The organism is Paenibacillus humicola, from assembly GCF_028826105.1.
Taxonomy (GTDB): Bacteria; Bacillota; Bacilli; order Paenibacillales; family Paenibacillaceae; genus Paenibacillus_Z; species Paenibacillus_Z humicola.
Genome location: NZ_JAQGPL010000001.1, coordinates 4,295,896 through 4,314,562 on the forward strand (window position 1 = coordinate 4,295,896; position 18,667 = coordinate 4,314,562).

Genomic DNA, 18,667 nt, shown 5'->3' on the forward strand with positions numbered 1-18,667 from the left:
AGACAGTTGTCTCTTGGATGAATGACCTCGTCTACCCGCCTGATTTCGTAAAAGATTAATAGAATGAGGATACCGGTGCGTTTAAGCCGGCGCCGAAAGCATCCGCTTTCGTACTGGCCGCGGTCATCCGGGCTCTTGGTCAGGGATGTACTGGCAGAAATGGCGACGGGAGCTTGAATGCAGCCGTTTTCCGGTGCTCAATCGGGTAAACTCCAAGTAAGTAGGTATCCCTATTTTCAGCTCTTTCCGCCGGCGGCGGCGTTCCATTATAATGAGGACGACGATAAATAAGTCAGGAGCTGATTAAATCAATATGAAAACGCGCAAGCTGGGAAAAAACGGTCCTGAAATTTCGGTTATCGGATTCGGCACATGGGCAATCGGAGGCGGCGGATGGGCAAGCGCCTGGGGCGAGCAGGACGATTCGCTTTCCATTGAAAGCGTTCGCGTCGCGCTTGATGCCGGCGTCACCTTTTTCGATACGGCGGCGGTATACGGGCTCGGACATTCGGAGGAAGTGCTCGGACGCGCGCTGAAGGGCGACCGCGACAAGGTGGTCGTCGCCACCAAATGCGGTCTGGTTTGGGACGAGGCGGGCAATGTGAGCCGCAGCGGCGCCTACGACTCGATTTTGCGCGAGGCGGAAGCTTCGCTGCGCCGGCTCGGTACCGATTATATCGATTTGTATCAAATGCACTGGCCCGACGCGGAGGTGCCGGCCGAAGAAACGATGCGTGCGATGGACAAGCTGGTTCAGGACGGCAAAATCCGGTACGTGGGCGTCAGCAACTACAACGTCGAGCTGCTGACCAAGTCGCTTTCCGTGCGTCACGTCGATTCGCTGCAGCCGCCGTATTCCATTCTTCGACCGGCCGTTGAAAAAGAAATTTTGCCGTTCTGTCTCGATAACGGGATCGGCGTCGTCGCCTACAGCCCGCTCACTTCGGGCCTGCTGTCCGGCAACTACACCTACGACACGACGTTTTCCGAGGGCGACTGGCGCTCGCGGAACGCCGCTCACACCGGCGAAGGACTTCGCAAGAACGTCGACCGTGCGGAGAAGCTGAAAAAAATCGCCGCGCGGTTCGACATTACGCTGCCGCAGCTTGCCGTCGCCTACGATTTGGCGCACCCGGCGATTACGAGCGCAATTGTGGGCGTTCGCAAGCCGAGCCACATTACCGGCGTGCTCCCTGCTGTCGACGTGACGCTCGACGAGGCGACGCTGGCGGAAATCCGCGAAATTGCCGTCTCGGAATAAGTACGGGATTGCGGGAAGGAGTACGATATGAATATTGATTTACACGGCAGAAACGCGCTGATCACCGGCGCGACGGGAGAACTCGGCCGCGTCATGGCGCGTACGCTCGCGTCATGCGGCGCCAACATTGCGATCAACTATTTTCATAATGAAGCAAAAGCGCTGGAGCTTCGCGCCGAAATCGAAGCGCTCGGCGTCAAAGCCGTTACGGTTCAGGCGAACGTAGGCGAGCTGGATTCGGTGCTGCGCATGAAGGAAGCCGCCGTCACCGCTTTAGGCCCGATTGATATCGTCGTCGCTAACGCGGTCAGCCAGTACAAATGGACGTCCGTGCTGGAGCAGTCGTCCGAGGATTACGTCAGCCAGTTCGAATCGTGCGTTCTGCAGGCGGTTCATCTGTCCAAAGCATTCGTGCCGGCCATGATCGAGCGCCGCGGCGGCCGCGTCATCGCCATCAACACAGAATGCGCGATGCAGAATGCGCCGACTCAATCCGCTTATGTCGCCGGCAAGCGAGGGATGGACGGCGTGTATCGCGTGCTTGCGAAGGAAATCGGCGAACATCAGATCACCGTGAACCAGGTCGCACCCGGATGGATGATCAGCGAGCGCGACCGGCTGGCGCACAGCGAGTATAACGAAGGGTATCAGAAGAGCGTGCCGCTGGCGCGCCGAGGTACAGATCAGGAAATTGCGAACGTTGTCGCGTTCCTCGCTTCCGATCTGGCCAGCTTTATAACCGGCGCCTTTATTCCGGTTTGCGGCGGCAACGTGATGCCTACCATCTAAGAATGGGTAAAAGCGTTTGAAGCGCTTATCAAAGCATAAGCTGCAATCAAGAACAAAAGCGGGCCGCATCTGTATGCGGCCCGCTTTATTGCCATTCCACGATCAGCACTGCTCCGGATTCGGCTTACCCGCTTCGGTCGCCGTGCGGAACGACTGTCCGCAGCCGCAGGTCGCGACCGCGTTCGGGTTTTGAATCGTAAAGCCTCCGCCCATCGCGGATTCTTTGAAGTCGATTTCGAGGCCGTTCAAATATTTCATGCTGTCCCCGTCGACGACAACCTTAAGGCCGTCGAACATCAATTCCTCGTCTCCCGAATGCTTCTCGTCGTCAAAGCCCATTCCGTAGGAAAAGCCGCTGCAGCCCCCTTCTTTGACGCCGATGCGCAGGAACAGGTCGGGCGTTTCTTCCTCCGCGAGCATGGCTTTTATTTTTTCATTCGCCGTTTCGCTGATGGTAATCATGTCGGTCCCTCCTTGAAATCGGATAAGTCAAACGGTCATGCCACTTTATATAGTAAAGTATACTCCACTTCCCGCCCGTACTCAATAGATGACCGGCCTCCGCCTCCCTTCCGGGCAGGGGTTTTGACTTTTGTATTGCCCCTTGCGGCCGGGGAGGTTTATAATAAGTTCAGTTCTTGTTCGTGAACGGTGACAAAGCAGGCAGCACAAGTTACTTTTTTCACAAAGTTAGGGTGAAACCGGACCGACTGACGCGCCCGGCACCGATGAGGAGGAAAGCCGTCATGAATATCGCCATCCAGACGGAAGAGAAACAAATGCAGCAGATCGCGGAGAAAGTGCGCTCGGGCGGGCGGCTGTCCCGCGAGGACGGCGTCTTTTTATATCAATCGGACGACCTGCTGACGATCGGGCAGCTTGCGAATGAGGTCAATCTTCGCAAAAACGGGCGTAAGGTATATTTTACCGAAACGATGAGCCTTTATTTCACGAATATATGCGAGGCTCACTGCGCGTTTTGCAATTTTCGGAAAGACCAGGGCGAAGAAGGCGCTTATACGCTGACCGGCCCGGAGATGATCGATTACGTCGAGCGGCACATAACCCCCGGCGTGCGCGAATTTCACATTGTAGGCGGCCATAACCCGCATGTAGCGTTCCAATATTACGTCGATTCGCTCCAAGCGCTTCATGAGCGTTTCCCGAACGTAACGCTGAAAGCTTATACGGCGGCGGAGATCGACTTTTTCTCGCGCATCAGCGGGCTCAGCTATCGCGAGGTGCTCGAGCGGCTGATCGAGGCCGGCCTGGAAAGCTTGACGGGCGGCGGCGCGGAAATTTTGTCCGATGATTACCGCAAGAAGATGAAGGTCGATAAAGCGAACGTCTCGCAATATTTGGAGGTACATCGCACGGCTCACAAGCTCGGCTTGCGGACACCGACGACGATGCTGTACGGCTCGGTCGAGAAGCACGAGGACCGCATTCACCATCTGGTGCAGCTGCGTGAGCTGCAGGACGAGACGAACGGATTCGCGGTGTTCATTCCGCTGTCCATGCAGCCGATCAGCCCGAATGCCGGCATCCGCAGGCGCAATTCCGCGTTCGAGGATCTGAAGACCATCGCCATCAGCCGTCTTATGCTGGATAATTTCCGGCATATCAAGGCGTATTTCATCAACATCGGCACTCAGCTTACGCAGGTTGCGCTCACGATGGGGGCGTCCGACGTCCACGGTACGATCGTGAAGGAGCGGATCAGCCACGCGGCCGGCGCGTTGACGCCGGAGGGCATTACGCGGGAAGATTTGATCTGGCTGGTCAAAGGCGCCGGTCGCATTCCCGTCGAACGCGATACGTTCTACAACGAAATCCGCGTATACGAGTAAGGAAGTGCCATTATTAAGCTGCTTGCGCCGGTGATGCACCTATGAGGATTCGAGCATACTACCGGTTAAGCAACCTTCACAACGTTATTTTGCGCAAAGGTTGGGATATCCCATGAAACGATTTGTTATTCTAGGCGGCGGATACGGCGGATTAACCGTTGCAAACGAACTGCTGGAAAACCATCTGCCGGAAGATGTCGTCGTCGTTTTGATCGACCGCATGCCCTTTCAGGGGCTGAAAACGGAATATTATTCGCTCGTGGCGGGGACGTCGGCCGATATCGACCTGCGCGTCAGCTTTCCGTCGGACCCTCGTCTGATTGTGACCTATGGCGAGGTTACGGATATCGATCTGCACGGCAAGCAGGTGATTATGGCCGGACAAGAGCCGCTCGATTACGATTGGCTCGTCATCGCGCTCGGCTGTACGGACAACTATCACGGCATCGAGGGGGCCGAGCTGTATTCCCACAGCATCCAGACCTTCTCGTCGTCGCGGAAAGCGTATCAGGCATTGGGGGATGTCAAGCCGTACGGTCAAGTGACGATCGTCGGCGGAGGCCTGAGCGGCGTCGAAGTGGCGGCCGAGCTGCGCGAAGCGCGTCCCGACCTGAACCTCCGCATTCTCGACCGCGGTCCGAGCATTTTGTCGGCGTTCCCGGGAAGGCTGCAGCATTACGTCTCGTCATGGTTTAACGAGCACGAGGTTGAAATGCGCGGGCGCGTCGCCCTTCACAAGCTTGAGGAAGGCTTGCTCCACGACACGAACAATCCCATTCCGATCCGGACCGATGTCACCGTCTGGACGGCGGGCATTCAGCCCGTCGGCATCGTGCAGCGGATGAAATTGCCCAAGGATCATCAAGGGCGGCTGATCATTAACGAGTTTCACCAGCTGCCGAATCATACCGAAGTGTTTGTCGTCGGAGACTGCGCATCCATGTCGTTCTCGCCGAGCGCGCAGGCCGCGGAGGCGCAGGGCAAGCAGGTCGCGCATGTCATGCATTCCATTTGGCATAACGAAACGCCCCATCTGCCGAAAATCAAGCTCAAGGGCGTTCTCGGTTCGCTCGGCAAAAAAGCCGGCTTCGGTTTGATGGGACGCACCCCGATTATGGGACGCGTGCCGCGTATTTTGAAAAGCGGCGTGCTTTGGAGATCGAAGCGTCATTCCGGCTGATGACGGAACCCGGAGAAGCCGCTCTAACGTCTACATGTCATCAATAAGACGGTCGAGCGCTTCGCGTTCCTCCTGCTGTTCCTCGACCGCTTCCATAATGCGGTCGTACAGCTCGTCGGCCGTCGGAGCGGCAACGATTTCGCCGCCCACCATTCCGAACGGGAACAAATAACATTCGCCGCAGTTGCCCAAACAGCCGTATTCGATCACTTCGAGCTCGGGATCCTGCTCAAGCCGCTTCATGACGCGATCGGTGCCGTGGTGCATATTGCTGGCGCAAAATTCAATGATCGGTTTCAGCATGGTCATTTCTCCCTAATCGTAATGATATCCATTTTCAATTGCTTCGCTTTGTACTATAATAGGATAGAAAGGAGTGGATTGCAATGAGCGAGAATGCACAAAGCACGATGTACGACGAAGTACTTGATGTCCTGGATAAGCTTCGCCCGTTTCTACAGCGCGACGGCGGCGACGTTGAACTCGTCGACGTGGAGGATGGCATCGTGAAGCTGCGCCTGATGGGCGCATGCGGCAGCTGCCCGAGCTCGACAATCACGCTGAAAGCGGGGATCGAGCGCGCCCTGCTCGAAGAAGTCGAAGGCATTGAAGAAGTTGTACAAGTGTTCTAAGCCGGATTTTCCCGGCTTACCATAAGAGTCTTGCCGAAAGGATTCGGCAAGACTCTTTTTCTGTTTCTCCGGTCAGATCGTCGTTTTGATCGGGTCGAAGCCGCCCGTGACGTCGACGATATTGCCGGTCAAATAATCCGACTGCGGCAGGCACAGAAATGCGATTACCCGCGCGATATCTTCGCCGCTGCCCGGGCGGCCGCGCGGCGCTTCCGCATCGCGTTCGCCCGTCACCTCGGCGATCGTGCGCTCCTTATTCATGCCCCGAATATCGCCCGGACAAACCATATGTACCGTGATGCCGTTGCCCGCTTCCTCGACGGCAAGCGTTTTCGTAAAGGAAACGAGCCCGGTTTTGGCCGTCGCATAAACGGCGCGGTGCGGCCAGGCGCGGCCTTCGCCCGCATGGCCGAAGCCGAAATGAATGATCCGTCCCCAGCGGCGCCGGCGCATCCCCTGAATCAGCTTATGGTCAAGCAGCATAACGCCGAGCAGGTTGCCGTTCACCAGCCCGATCAAATCCTCTTCGGCATATTCGGCGAACAGCCTCCGTTCGCGGATGAACGGGCCGGCGTTGTTGATCAGGATGTCGACGACGCCGTCTCCGGCCCACGCCTGCGCTTCCGCGGCAAGCCGGTCCACGTCTTCGCGCACGGCGATATCGGCCTGGAAGGCCGTCGCCCGCACGCCCATCCGCTCGATCCGGGCCGCAAGCAGCCTCGCCTCGTCCGCGCTCCTCACATAGTTGAGGATAATATCGCACCCCATGCCCGCCAGCGCCAGTGCGGTCATTTTGCCGAGCCCCTTGGCGCTGCCGGTGATTAAAGCGGTTTTCCCTTTCAGCTCCATTGGCACACTCCTCAGAGTTGATGCTACTTCGTCCTTTTCCTCAGCAGCCGGCCGGTGTAGTCGAACGAAATACGCAGCGAATCGAGAACCATCTCTAACCCTTTCGACAAGTCATCCTGAAGCTCCTGCAAATTTTCGAGACGATGCTGTTCGCCGTAAGCCTGATCGTTCTGCGCCAGATCGTCCTGCATCTCCGGATTCATATAATGGATTTCGGTGTTCCGCCGTTTTCGCAGACGGCCCATCGGCTCGGAGAAGCCTTCTTTCAACTCGTTCAACGCTTTCGACAGCTCGGGATGGGCGCCGCGCTGACGCATCGTGCGAATGACCGTGAAATAGGAAAAATGCACTTTAATCCGTTCGGTGCCCAGCCCGAGAAAGACGTTCAGCAGTGTTCCGAGCTTGTCGAGCACGGCAAACAACCGGATAAACGCGTTTTTGTCGAAATACACGTATCGTTTATAGTCGAGCGTCTCTTCCGGCGTCATCTCCTCGATCGTGGCGGAGGCGATCCGCCCGGCAAACCTCTGCGCCGCGTAACGGCTCTGCTCCAGCTCATCCAGCGACGCGATCAGGCCGAGGGTATAGATCTCTGCTTTGCGCAGCCGATGGTCCTTGTCGTCCCCCTGCACGATCCGATCGTGAAGCATTGCCGCAAACTGTTTCATCTTCTCCACCGTCTCGCCCCATTTGCCTTCCGGCTTCCCCGGCGGTTCCCCAAACAGCATGCGCAGCATTCCTAGACCCCCTCAGACGTTAAAATAGGCCTTCCATCTGCGGTCGACGAGCTTGACGATATCGTCCTGCGGAATCAGCTCGTCCGGGTAGCCCGGCTTCATCCGCGCATCGATGACGATCGGCAGCTCGTACCCGATATGATGACGGCTCAAATGCGTCTTTGCATATATATCGTCGGCCGGGTTGAACCGGGTGAATACCGTCCACAGAAAAGAAGTTTGCCCGCGGGCGACCGCCGCGTCGTCGGCCAGAACGACAAGCGGCCAGTGCGTCTCCCGTTGACGGAGCCGGGCGAGCAGGCGCTCCGCCAGCTCCGGCTCCTCCGCATACGAAGCGCCGGATACGACGAGGCAGCCGCGGCAGTACACCTCGGCGGCGGTAATTTCAGGGATCGGCCCTTCGTCGTAGACGGCCGGCAGCTCGCGGACCGGCTCGCCGACGCCGAGCATAACCGCCTTGCTGCCGTGGTTCAGCCGGCCGCCGGTGTAATCGAGCGTATCGTGCGACGTCTTGTCGATGACGAGCAGATCCGTCTCCGGCTTGAAGCGGGCGAGCACCGTCTCGAGCAGACCGCCGAAGTCCGCCAGATCGAGCGGCCGGTCCGTCAGCATCAGGAACTTGGTCAGCGTCAGCTGCCCTTCTCCCAAAATGCGGAAAGCGGTGCCGATCGCCTCACGGGAATAGCTTTCCCGAACGACGGCGGCGGCAAGCGCGTGGAAGCCGGTTTCGGCATACGTCCACAAATCCGAGACGCCCGGCATCACCTTCGGGAAGGCGGGCGACAGCAGACGCTGCAGGAAGTCCCCCAAATAATAGTCTTCCTGGCGCGGCTTGCCGACAACCGTCGCCGGATAAATCGCGTCTTTGCGGTGCCACAGATGGCTGACCTGAAAGACCGGAAAATCGTGCGTCCACGAGTAATAGCCGTAATGGTCGCCAAATGGGCCTTCCGGCCGGCGGACATGCGGCGGTACGCTGCCGCCGATGACGAATTCGGCCCCAGCCGGTATCCGGTGCGGGCCGTGCGGATCCTGCACGAGCGGGAGCTTGTCCCCGAGAATGAACGAAGCGAGCAGCAGCTCGGGCAAATGCTCGGGAACCGGCGCGATCGCCGAGGCGACGAGCGCCGGCGGTCCGCCGAGAAACACCGAAACCGGCAGAGCCTCACCCCGCTTCTCCGCTTCGAAATAATGGAAGCCGCCGCCTTTATGGATCTGCCAATGCATGCCGGTCGTCGATTCGTCGAAAATCTGCATCCGGTACATGCCTAGGTTATGCTCCTTCGGATGCATAGGATGCTCCGTATAAACAAGCGGCAGCGTAATGAACGGCCCGCCGTCAAGCTGCCAGCTCGTCAGCGCGGGCAGCCCCTTCAGCGGCTGTTCCCGCCTGCAAACACCAAGTACCGGCGCCGAGGACGCCGGTACTTGCTTTAGCCCTACTTTCAGCGCATCCCACAGCAGCGAACGCTCTCCCCACAGCGCCCGCGGCGTTGGAGGCAGGATGCGGTCGAGCGCCCCGATCAGCCGCTTCATGAACGCTTCCGGCCGCGGTCCGAACGCCAGATCGACCCGGCGGATCGTCCCGAACAAATTCGTAACGACGGGAAACGGACTGCCTTTTACGTTCGTGAACAGCAGCGCCGGCCCGCCTTCGTCGATGACCCGCCGATGAATTTCGGCCAATTCGAGGTAAGGATCGACCTCCGCGTCGATCACGGCCAGATCGCCTTCGCGCCGCAGCGCTTCGATCCAAGCGCGTAAATCGGCAAAACTCATGAACCTTCCCGCCTTTCGGACCATTTCCAGGATCGGATCGTCAGATCGGCCAGCACGCCGAACATTGCCGCCACGATCAAGTTATGAAGCATGCTGGTGAAAATAAACCAGTCGGTGTCGGTCAGCGTATACGTCAGCAGCGCCCCGCTCAGCACCTGACAGCAGACGAGGATAAACGCCGCCTTTCCCGACCGCCTGATTCCCCTGTCGACCCGGTCGGTGCGGACAATAACGATCAGCAGCCACAGGATGAGCAGAAATAATGCCGCCGCCCCGAGACGGTGCGTAAAAACGATCCGGGTGGCTCCCTCCCATGCGGGAATCCATTTGCCGTTGCATAAAGGCCATCCCAGACAGCCGCCGTAGGACTGCGTATGCCGGACGAAAGCGCCCAAATAGATCACGACATAGCTGAACACAAGCGCCGCCAGCGAAAGTCCGTAAATGGAGCGGGGCAGCCGCGGTTCGATGCGCATCGACGCTTCGCCCCTCTTCAGCCGCAACGCCCACAGGACGAGCAGCAGCGTAAAGGCGAACGCCAGGATGGAGAAGCCGAAATGGAGCGCGAGCACCGACGACGATTGCGGCCAGACGACCGCCAGCGCGCCCATCACAGCCTGCACGATCGTAAAAACGCCCGCGCCGGAAGCGTAAAACACCGGCTCGCGATGCTTCCGGTAGAGCACCAGGGTAGCGATAAAGGATGCCAGAACGAGCAGGCCCACCGCTCCGCTGATCAGCCGGTGGGAATATTCGATTAAGGATTCCACGGTATATGCCGGAATGAATTTGCCGTTGCACAGCGGCCAATCGTCGCCGCAGCCGCGCCCCGACCCCGTATTCGTCACGAGCGCGCCGGCAAGCAGCACAAGCAGCATCCCGATGCATGTCACAACGGCGAGCACGCGATACCGGCCCTCATTCATGTCCATCACCTTGCTTCCAAAAGAAATGCCGAGCGCTTAGCGTCTCTTGGCTTTCCCATTATATCGAACAAAATCGACAAATGCCATGTTGAAAATGTGAACAGCCGCCCGCCGCAGCGGCGCCTTGTCGGTATTGTGAACGGACGCCCCCTATTCCCGTTAAGCCTTCCCCAGGCATCACAAAAAATCCGCAGAACGTCCGGGAAAAACCCGAAACGTCTGCGGAAAGTAAAGGCCGCCGGCGGCAGCGGACGCTTACCCCAGAACCGGCGGTGGCCTTTACTAGGGTAATACCCCAACACCAGGCGGTAGCCAGTATAGGACCTTCTCCCCAGCGCCGGGCACTTGCCGCTACAGAGCCTTGCCCCGGCACCCGGGCGGCCAGCCGCGCTGCGGCTTTAGCCCTGTTTCAGCGCCTGCGAAACGTCCAGCGCGCGGTTCAAAAACTGCTCGATCTCTTCGCGCGACTTGCGCAGCTTGCTGACGAAGCGGACGATCTCGCGCCCCTCGCGGAATGCAATAAAGCTTGGGATACCGAGAATGTTCAGCTCCGCGCACAAATCCGGCAGGTCGTCCCGGTCGATTTGCACGAACCGGATTTTGTCGGCGTATCGGGTCTCGATTTCCGGCATAAACGGCTCGATAAAATGGCAGTCCGGGCACCAGGTCGTCTTAAATACGGCAACGGTCAGCTGCCCGGAAGCGATCGTTTCGCGAAAGCTTTTCTCCGTACGAATCATTTCCATTCTGCGCGGCACCCCTTTTCATTGTAACCCGCACGTCGCCCGCGCGGTTTACGGCTCGCGCTCGATAACGAGAATGCGGTCGTCCGGCCCGAAGGATTCCCAGCGGAGCGTCGCTCCCAGCGCATGGGCCAAATCCCGGGCGGATACATAAGTGACGCCCTGGATGACCGTGGCGGGGAAAGCCCAATTCCGGGCCGTTCCGTTCACGACAGCCGTCCTGCTGCCGGCCTTGACCGCAATCGTCGTCGCCGTCGCGTCGTCGTATACCGTTATCGTACCCGAAGCGGCGTCCTTCGTCAAAGCGGCACCCAGCTGCTCGACGGTTTCGCGCAAAGGCACGATCGTAATGCCCGCCGGCGTCACGATCGGCGCGTTGTCGCTGTAATAAGGAGCGAGCAGCACCTGCTGCCGGCTGATATGGAATTGGTTGCGAAGCAGCCCGTAAACGACCGAATCCGCGTTAAAATTGCGCAGCAGCTCATAACCTTGCATATTGGCCGCAGCTTTCAGATCGAGCACCGGGCCCGCATCGGACGGGGCGTCCGGCTGAACCGTGCCGTTGACGTTCCAGATCTCGCCTTCCGAATGAAGCGTAAACCCGAGCACAGGCGAATCCGCCATCGATTTGTCTTTACTCTTCGTAAAGTCGGGCTTGAAGACGGCATCCAGCGTCGTTTGGCGGACATCGAGGCCGCTGTCGACGAACAGATCGGCTTTCACATAAGACTGGTCGTTGACGAAAACGTTCAGCGTGTTCTTCTGCTCCGTCTCGGCTTTCGTCATCTCGTTCTTCAGCGACAAGAGCGCGCCGGTTATGCTGTCTGACGTCTTATTGACCGCATCGGCCTTCTCGTCGCCGGCCGGCAGCGAGCCGAAAATACTTTGCCCGGCTGCGGCGGCCGGCCCGCCTTGCTGGCTTTCGAGTGCATCGATCAGACTCGACAGCATCGTTTCCAGCCCATCCTGATCACTGAGCAGGGCGTCGATGTAGGTTTTAAACCACGTCCACAGCTGCGTGCCGGTCAGCTGTGCCTGTACGTGCACGCCCGATACGGTTTCGCCATGTACGCTTTCCTGTCCCGGCTCGACCTTGAGGCCGTCCGGATTCGGCAGATTATCGATGGCATAGCCGCCGACGATATCGACGATTTGCTTGCCGAGCTTAATCATGCTCTCCCGATCTGCCGAGCTCTGAGCCGGCAGCATCGACGGATCGACGCCTTCGAGCTGCGCCAAATCGTTCAAATGAAGCACGAACGGCTTTTGCGCGCCTTCGAGATCGATTTCCAGCAGCTCGCCGTCGGCCTTCACCCCGAAACCGACGGACTTCCCGCCGAATAACACTTTGCCGCTTGCCGACATGCTTCCGGTATCGGCAATTTTCAGATCGTCCAGCTGCAGCGTCACGTCGGATAACAGCTTCAGCGCTTCCGCCCCCTCGGGCGGCATGCCGCTGAGCGCATTATCGGCAAGGAGCAGTTTGAACTGCAGCGTTTGGCTGCTTTCCGCCGACGTTACCTTCAGCTTCTGCTTCAGCATTTGGTTCAAATCGACCCCGCCGAGCGCCTGACAGCCGGCAAGCACGACCAGCAGGACGGCAAGCATGGCCGCAAAAATCATTTTGTAACGCCTCGACCATTCTCTCAACACAGTAAAAAATCCCCTCCCATGGGTAAAAAGACTAATGCCTATTTTACCATGGGACAGGGATATTGGGAATGAAAAGTTTCAGCCGTTCGAATTGGCCGCATGCCGCGCCGTTATGCGGATTATCGGGCTCATCAGCTTGCGCAGCGGACCCGGAAACTGGCGTACGTCTTCGGCGGTCACGACCCGCAGCAGCGTCAGCAGCAGCATGTAGAGCGCGAAGGATACGAGCCCCGCCGCCGATGCCGAAACCAGGTACATCAGCTTCGCCGGCAATCCGCCCAGCATCGACCGGAAACCCATATCGACGAGCCAGCCGGCAGCGGAGGCAACGGCGATCGTCGCCAAATAGCCTCCCCAGCGGGAGCCCAGCACCGACAGCGGCACCTCCTGCCGGATCGCCCGCAAATTCAAGGTCGCGATCGTCAGGAAACAGAGCGTCGAAGACAGGATCAGGCCGTAAACTCCAAGCAGCGGCGACAGGATCAGGCTGGCAATGACCTTGACGCCGATCCCGGCGAACGTATGCATCATCGGCCGGCGAGGCTTGCCCATCCCGAACAGCACCGAGCTGCTGGTCATCATCGTAATTTGGAATATCGTTCCCGCCGTCAGGGCGGCAACCGCTCCGCTGCCGTATGTGTTCGGGAACAGGAACCCGGTGATCGAAACCGAAGCGACGGTCATCATCAGCGCAACCGGCACGCCGGTAAAGACGACGATGCGCATGACGAGCGACGTCTGCCGTTCCACTTCCTTCATATTACGGACGGAATAGGCCGACGAAATGACCGGAATGATCGACGTGCTGAGCGCAATGGCCAGAATCGGCGGGATGCCGGACATCGCCTGCGCTTTAATGGAGAAAGCGTCCAGAATCGCTTGAGAGCGATCCAAGCCGCCGTAAAACGAATCGGTTAACCGATGGAAAAACATCGTATCGAAATTATAAATGAATTGCACGGTCATGGATGCGATGACGATCGGAACCGAAATTTTGAAAATATCTTTGTAAATCGCCATGAAAGGCGCTTTTGCCGCAGCCGGATCGCTCCGGTCCTCCGCATATCGGGAAGCCGCCTCGGCTTTATCCAACCGGCGCAGCTTCCTTGCATTAATGAGCATAATCGCAAAAGCGCCCACGCTGCCGAACACGCTGCCGAACATGGCGGCGGCGGCGATCCAGCGGTCGCCCCAGCCCCACGACAAGACCACGAGCGCCAGGCCGGTCGCCGTCAGCACGCGCAGAATCTGCTCGACGATTTGCGACATGCCGCCTGCCGCCATCATTTGACGCCCCTGGAAATAGCCCCGCATCATCGCAATAAGCGGAAACAGCAGCAGCGCCGGTGCGATTGCCCGGATCGAGGAGCTCGCATCCTTGTCGAGGAAGATATGCGTTGAGATAAACGGAGCCAGCACATACAGCAGGACAGCCGATAGGACGCCCGTCAGAATACCGAACCAGATCGCGGCCCGGTATATGCGCCGGGCTTCGGCGAAGCGGTTCGTCGCATACCGCTCCGAAATCATTTTGCTGATCGCGCTTGGAATACCGCCCGTCGCCACGATCAGCAGCATCAAATAAATGTTGTTGGCTTCCCCGTAATAGGAGCCGCCCGCTTTTCCCATCATATAATCGAGCGGAATGCGCTGGAACAGCCCGAGAAACCGGGCTACCAGCGCCGCAGCCGCCAAAATAAGCGTGCCTTTGATTAAGGAGTCTTTTTTTACCATAGCCTTTCAAAATCTCCCAACGTGAAAAAACATGGATTAGGACCGGATTTCCTCCAGCGGCTTATGGTTGCCGCGCACCGGCTTCGCCGCGCCCGACGGCGCCGCCCAGCGAACCCCGTTGCGGATGACCTTGCGAACGTTCTCGTCGTAATAGGTCGGGAACGTCTCGTGGCCCGGACGGAAATAGAAGATTTTCCCCTGGCCGCGATGGAACGTGCAGCCCGAGCGGAACACTTCTCCGCCCTCGAACCAGCTGATGAACACGAGCTCGTCCGGCGCGGGAATGTCGAAATGCTCTCCGTACATTTCCTCGTGCGGCAGCTCGAAATATTCCGGCAGGCCGGACGCGATCGGATGCGCCGGATTGACGGTCCAAATGCGCTCTTTCTCGTTCGCCTCGCGCCATTTCAGGTCGCAGCCGGTGCCCATGAGCTTTTTGAAAATTTTCGAGAAATGGCCCGAATGGAGCACGATCAGACCCATCCCTTCCATTACGCGCGCATGTACGCGTTCGACGATCGCGTCGTCGACCAGATGGTGACCCATGTGTCCCCACCAGACCAGCACGTCCGTCGCCGCCAGCACCTCGTCCGTCAAGCCATGCTCCGGCTGATCCAGCGTCGCCGTCTTCACCTGGAAGCCGTCCGTCCCGATGCCGTCCGCAATCGCTTTATGGATGCCGTCCGGATACACCTTGCGTACTTCCTCGTGCTGCTTCTCGTGCAAAAATTCGTTCCATACCGTCACTTTGATCATGTTTGGTTCAGCCTCCCGTTTTATATCCAAATGAAAAATACGATAATCATGACCAGCTGCAAAATAAACTTGACGACCGTGCTCGTAAACAGGCCGACGACCGCGCCGAGCCCCGCCTTCAGCGACGTATTTACGTCCGAACCGGCGAACAGCTCGCCGATCACGGCTCCGAGCAGCGGCCCGAGGATCAGGCCGAAGGCCGGGATGACGAACGGCCCGGCGATAATGCCGATCGTGCTGCCGATAATCGAGGCGCGCGAGCCGCCGTACCGCTTCACGCCCCAAGCGCTTACCGCATGGTCGGCGACAAACAGCAGCGCGACGATCAGCGTCTCAATCGTCCAGAACCAGAAGCCGAACGGCTTGAAGGAAATAAAGAAGCCGTAAACGAAAAAGGCGGCGTATATGGCAAGCGCCCCCGGTAAAATCGGAATTACGGCTCCGGCCATGCCGACCGCGAACAATACGGCGACGATTATCCATCCGGCGATTTCCACCGGCTGCTCACTCCTTCAGCACGTAGTCGCGGATCAGATGCGCCACGGCATCTTCGTTATGTCCGGTCGTAATCGCATCGGCGATCTCCTTGACAGCCTCCTGCGCATTGCCGACCGCGACCCCGAGCCCTGCTTCGCGGATCATCGCGATGTCGTTCAGGCTGTCGCCCATGGCGGCGACCTGGGACATGTCGATGCCAAGCATGGCGCACAGCTCGCGCAAGCCTGCCGCCTTGGAAACGCCCGCCGGGTTCATCTCCCAGTTCCAGGGGGACGAGTTGGTGATTTCCAGGCTGCCGAAAGCCGCAGCCTCCTCGTAAATCCGGTCCAATACGGCTCGGTCCTCCAGGTAATACCCGAATTTGAGCCAGCTGAAGCCTTCGTAGCCGGATCCGGGCTCCAGCCATTTCTCCTTGTTGTAGACGCCTTCCGCCGTATAAGCCCAATACCAGCACGCCGGGTATTTCTTCGCGATGCCGTGCAGCCGTTCGATGGTCTCCGCCGGCATCAGCGTCCGCTTGTGCAGCTCATGCGGCCGGCGCCAAATTTCGCTCCCGTTCACCGTCACCATCGGCGTGTCGAGCCCGAGCTGCTCCGCATACGGCGCGGCGCTTTGGAATCCCCTTCCGGTCGCGAACGAAACGGTGATGCCCGCATCGAGCGCGCGGCGGATCCACAGCGCGTTCGTTTCGCTGACCTCCTGCCTGTCGTTCAGCAGCGTCCCGTCCATATCGAGCGCCACCAGTTTGATGTCTCCCATTTGCGCCTCCCAGCAATAACAACCTCACACCGATTTTAGCACAAAATCGGACGATTCCAAACTTCGATTACACGACACAGACAAGATTTACGAGCAGTGCGCCCGTCAGGAAAAGGATCGCCCAGAAAAACCGGCGAAGCGGAGACGGTGTTTTATATCGCATCAAACGTGCCTCCTTTCGCGAGGAAATGCCGATTAGTCATGCCGAAAGTCGATAATTTATTTGTATGCAAAAAAGTTTCCTGAGTGCAAATTTGGACAAAGAAACGGCTGAGCCCCCTCTTTTAGCGGTGAAGCAGATTTCTTCCGTTCGATCGAAGCGATTGATGGGCGCGAAAAATAAACCTTTGGGTGCTCGAGATCGATCAGCGCATTTCCGTCTTGAATGACGCCGATTGCTGCGTACAGTGTGGAAAGGAGGCCGAAAAAAAGCGAACGCGATCGATTCGAAAATCGATGCGTTCGCCTTTTCGGCACTCGTATATCCGAGCTCACCTATTTAGTTGTTCGCCGTTGAAGTATCCGTTCCGGCAGTCAATTGCTGCTCATTGTTTTTCGGGACGCCGTGCAGGCCGACCGCTTCGTCGTAAGCGTCGATGATTTTACGGGCGATCGGTCCGGCGCCGCTGGCGCCGAATCCGCCCTCCGGCACGACGACGGCGACGGCGATCACCGGATTCTCGGCGGGGGCAGCCGCGATAAAGACGGCGTTATCGACGATTTTCCCGCCGCTCACCTGCTGCTCGGAGGTTCCCGTTTTGCGCAGCACCTTGTACGGCGCGTCGTTGAAGGCCGGCACGCTGACCTTCGACATGCCCGTAAACACTTCGTTCCAATATGATTGCGGAAAGTTGACGGTATTCAACACAACCGGCTTGAAGGACTGCACGACGTTACCGTTCGCATCCTTGACTTCGCTCACGAACTGCGGTTTCATTCGTTTGCCTTCGCTTGCCAGCGTTGCCACGTACTGAGCCAGCTGAAGCGTCGTATAGCGCCCCATTTGGCCGAACGCGGAGAAAATAAGCGCCGATTGCGCACTGGCCGCCTGCCGTTCATGGAAATATCCGATAATGCCGTTATTCTCATGCGGCAGGCCGCTTCCCGTGCTGACTCCGAGCCCGAACTGCTTGACGTAATGGTCCCAAATATCGACGCCCTTGTCGCCATCCTTCCGGTAAAGCGCATCGCCGACCATCTTGGCCATCCAGGGATTGGACGACTTTGCGATCGCCATGGACGGATCGAGCGTGCCGTAGGCATGACCGTAGGCGTTGCCGATCCGTCGGTGGTCCTTGCCGTAATAAAATGCCCCGGTATCCGTCCATGTCGACGACGTCGTAAACAGCTTCTCGTTCAGGCCGATCAGCACGGAGAGCGGCTTTTGCGTCGACCCGAGGAAGACGATGGAGGACGGATGCTTATTTTGTTCTTTCGGCGTGCTGTAAGGGTTGACCGGGCTAATTGTGCCGTTCGGCAGCGAGTATTGGATTTTGTTGTATTCGTCAGTAGTGATCCGTCCGCCTTCCCAAATGTTCGGATCGTAATCCGGCATGCTCGCCATGGCGATCACTTTGCCCGTCTTCACTTCAATCGCGACGGCATAGCCGGTTTTGGCATTCTTCGCCTGATCGCTGCCGCCCGTCGTCTGCAAATGATGCAGCTGATCCGTAATGGCTTCCTGCGTCTTCAGCTGGACGTAACGGTTGATCGTCAAATAAATGTCGTCGCCCCGCTGCGGCGGCGTCACGGCCGGAGCGCCGACAACCTGACCGAGGGAATTGATCGGATACGTCTTCAGCCCGTTTTTGCCGCGCAGGAAGTCCTGATACATATATTCCAGGCCGTCGAAGCCGACGTCCTCCGTCGGCAAATATTGCAGCTGCGGATCGGTCGGCTTCGGCTTGTCTTTATACATCGTGCTGTCTGCCCCGCCGCCGTATTTTTTCAAATAGCCGACCAGCTGCACCGCAATCGGCTCCGGATCGCGCGTGTAGTGGCGAACGCTCTCCTCGATAATGTCGATCCCTTTGAATTTATCGCGGTTTTCCAGGAAATAAGCGACTTCCCGGTCGGACAATCCGGTTTTGATACGCCGCGGCGTCCCCGCGCTGTACTTCTTGTAGTCGAGATCCATGTTATCAATGATATCCTGAAGCGTGATCGATTTATCGCCGAGCTTCGTAAAGACGTCCATCAGCTGACGGGCGACCGCTTCGGAATCCTCCCGGTCGGAGCCAGGCTGGATCGTATAATACAGCGACTGGGTCGCCGTCGAATAGGCGATCGGCTGCCCGCTCGAATCGTAAATGTTGCCGCGGATCGGCGGTGTCGGAACCGAATGCGAGGAACGGTCTTTTTCATCCACTTTCAGCGTCGGCCCTTCCACGAACTGAAGAATGGCCAGACGCACGATCAGCACGCTGAACAAAAAAAACGTCGCAAAGAAAAATAAATTAAGCCGGAACGAAAAATGGCGCCGGTTCGCGATTTCCCGTTTCTGTGGATCGTCCTCCACGAA

18 protein-coding genes are annotated in these 18,667 nt (G+C 58.2%); 5 read left to right on the forward strand and 13 right to left on the reverse strand.

Annotation, left to right across the window (positions count from 1 at the left end; translation table 11 throughout):
- Nucleotides 1-313: 313 nt before the first annotated feature.
- Together PD282_RS19715 and PD282_RS19720 are read left to right on the forward strand one after the other, a co-directional pair.
- A complete protein-coding gene (locus PD282_RS19715) occupies nt 314-1,261 on the forward strand; it encodes an aldo/keto reductase (protein ID WP_274652463.1) in 948 nt (315 codons plus the stop codon).
- A 27-nt stretch (nt 1,262-1,288) separates the two neighbouring features.
- Entirely contained in the window at nt 1,289-2,050 is a 762-nt protein-coding gene (locus tag PD282_RS19720; protein ID WP_274652464.1) for an SDR family NAD(P)-dependent oxidoreductase, read from the forward strand.
- A gap of 102 nt (nt 2,051-2,152) precedes the next feature.
- On the opposite strand, the gene PD282_RS19725 is transcribed toward PD282_RS19720, so the two are convergent.
- Nucleotides 2,153-2,512, reverse strand: coding sequence for a HesB/IscA family protein (locus PD282_RS19725; protein ID WP_274652465.1), 360 nt, complete (start codon nt 2,510-2,512; stop codon nt 2,153-2,155).
- 284 nt (nt 2,513-2,796) lie between these two features.
- Here PD282_RS19725 and mqnE point away from each other — a divergent pair, with 284 nt between their 5' ends.
- Nucleotides 2,797-3,900 (forward strand): aminofutalosine synthase MqnE, encoded by a 1,104-nt coding sequence (gene mqnE, locus PD282_RS19730; protein WP_274652467.1) that lies wholly within the window; start codon nt 2,797-2,799, stop codon nt 3,898-3,900.
- 112 nt (nt 3,901-4,012) lie between these two features.
- Nucleotides 4,013-5,080 (forward strand): NAD(P)/FAD-dependent oxidoreductase, encoded by a 1,068-nt coding sequence (locus tag PD282_RS19735; protein ID WP_274652469.1) that lies wholly within the window; start codon nt 4,013-4,015, stop codon nt 5,078-5,080.
- Nucleotides 5,081-5,110: 30 nt separating this feature from the next.
- Here PD282_RS19735 and PD282_RS19740 read toward each other — a convergent pair whose 3' ends face one another.
- Nucleotides 5,111-5,380, reverse strand: a complete 270-nt coding sequence (locus PD282_RS19740) for a YuzB family protein (RefSeq protein WP_274655333.1) — start codon at nt 5,378-5,380, stop codon at nt 5,111-5,113.
- Nucleotides 5,381-5,466: 86 nt separating this feature from the next.
- Here PD282_RS19740 and PD282_RS19745 point away from each other — a divergent pair, with 86 nt between their 5' ends.
- Nucleotides 5,467-5,712, forward strand: a complete 246-nt coding sequence (locus tag PD282_RS19745) for a NifU family protein (protein ID WP_274652471.1) — start codon at nt 5,467-5,469, stop codon at nt 5,710-5,712.
- A gap of 72 nt (nt 5,713-5,784) precedes the next feature.
- Here the strand turns inward: PD282_RS19745 and PD282_RS19750 are convergent, their stop codons facing one another.
- The 11 genes from PD282_RS19750 to PD282_RS19800 all read right to left on the reverse strand — a co-directional run bounded on the left by PD282_RS19750 (nt 5,785) and on the right by PD282_RS19800 (nt 18,664).
- Entirely contained in the window at nt 5,785-6,555 is a 771-nt protein-coding gene (locus PD282_RS19750; protein WP_274655335.1) for an SDR family oxidoreductase, read from the reverse strand.
- A 29-nt stretch (nt 6,556-6,584) separates the two neighbouring features.
- The gene (locus tag PD282_RS19755) at nt 6,585-7,298 is read right to left on the reverse strand and encodes a Cthe_2314 family HEPN domain-containing protein (protein WP_274652473.1); all 714 of its coding nucleotides are present in this window, start codon (nt 7,296-7,298) and stop codon (nt 6,585-6,587) included.
- Between the two features lie 12 nt (nt 7,299-7,310).
- Nucleotides 7,311-9,077: a UbiD family decarboxylase gene (locus PD282_RS19760; RefSeq protein WP_274652474.1), complete on the reverse strand. Its 1,767-nt coding sequence runs from the start codon at nt 9,075-9,077 to the stop codon at nt 7,311-7,313.
- Nucleotides 9,074-10,009 (reverse strand): COX15/CtaA family protein, encoded by a 936-nt coding sequence (locus PD282_RS19765; RefSeq protein WP_338045205.1) that lies wholly within the window; start codon nt 10,007-10,009, stop codon nt 9,074-9,076. Before PD282_RS19765 ends, PD282_RS19760 begins: the two co-directional genes overlap by 4 nt.
- Nucleotides 10,010-10,401: 392 nt before the next feature.
- Nucleotides 10,402-10,749 (reverse strand): thioredoxin family protein, encoded by a 348-nt coding sequence (locus tag PD282_RS19770; RefSeq protein WP_274652476.1) that lies wholly within the window; start codon nt 10,747-10,749, stop codon nt 10,402-10,404.
- A 48-nt stretch (nt 10,750-10,797) separates the two neighbouring features.
- Entirely contained in the window at nt 10,798-12,399 is a 1,602-nt protein-coding gene (locus tag PD282_RS19775; protein WP_274652478.1) for a copper amine oxidase N-terminal domain-containing protein, read from the reverse strand.
- A 78-nt stretch (nt 12,400-12,477) separates the two neighbouring features.
- Nucleotides 12,478-14,133 (reverse strand): putative polysaccharide biosynthesis protein, encoded by a 1,656-nt coding sequence (locus PD282_RS19780; protein WP_274652480.1) that lies wholly within the window; start codon nt 14,131-14,133, stop codon nt 12,478-12,480.
- Nucleotides 14,134-14,169: 36 nt separating this feature from the next.
- Nucleotides 14,170-14,889 (reverse strand): ThuA domain-containing protein, encoded by a 720-nt coding sequence (locus PD282_RS19785; RefSeq protein WP_274652482.1) that lies wholly within the window; start codon nt 14,887-14,889, stop codon nt 14,170-14,172.
- Nucleotides 14,890-14,909: 20 nt separating this feature from the next.
- Nucleotides 14,910-15,386, reverse strand: a complete 477-nt coding sequence (locus PD282_RS19790) for a DUF456 domain-containing protein (RefSeq protein ID WP_274652484.1) — start codon at nt 15,384-15,386, stop codon at nt 14,910-14,912.
- Between the two features lie 7 nt (nt 15,387-15,393).
- Nucleotides 15,394-16,146, reverse strand: coding sequence for a Cof-type HAD-IIB family hydrolase (locus PD282_RS19795; RefSeq protein ID WP_274652486.1), 753 nt, complete (start codon nt 16,144-16,146; stop codon nt 15,394-15,396).
- A 499-nt stretch (nt 16,147-16,645) separates the two neighbouring features.
- A complete protein-coding gene (locus tag PD282_RS19800; RefSeq protein WP_274652488.1) occupies nt 16,646-18,664 on the reverse strand; it encodes a peptidoglycan D,D-transpeptidase FtsI family protein in 2,019 nt (672 codons plus the stop codon).
- Nucleotides 18,665-18,667 lie beyond the last annotated feature (3 nt).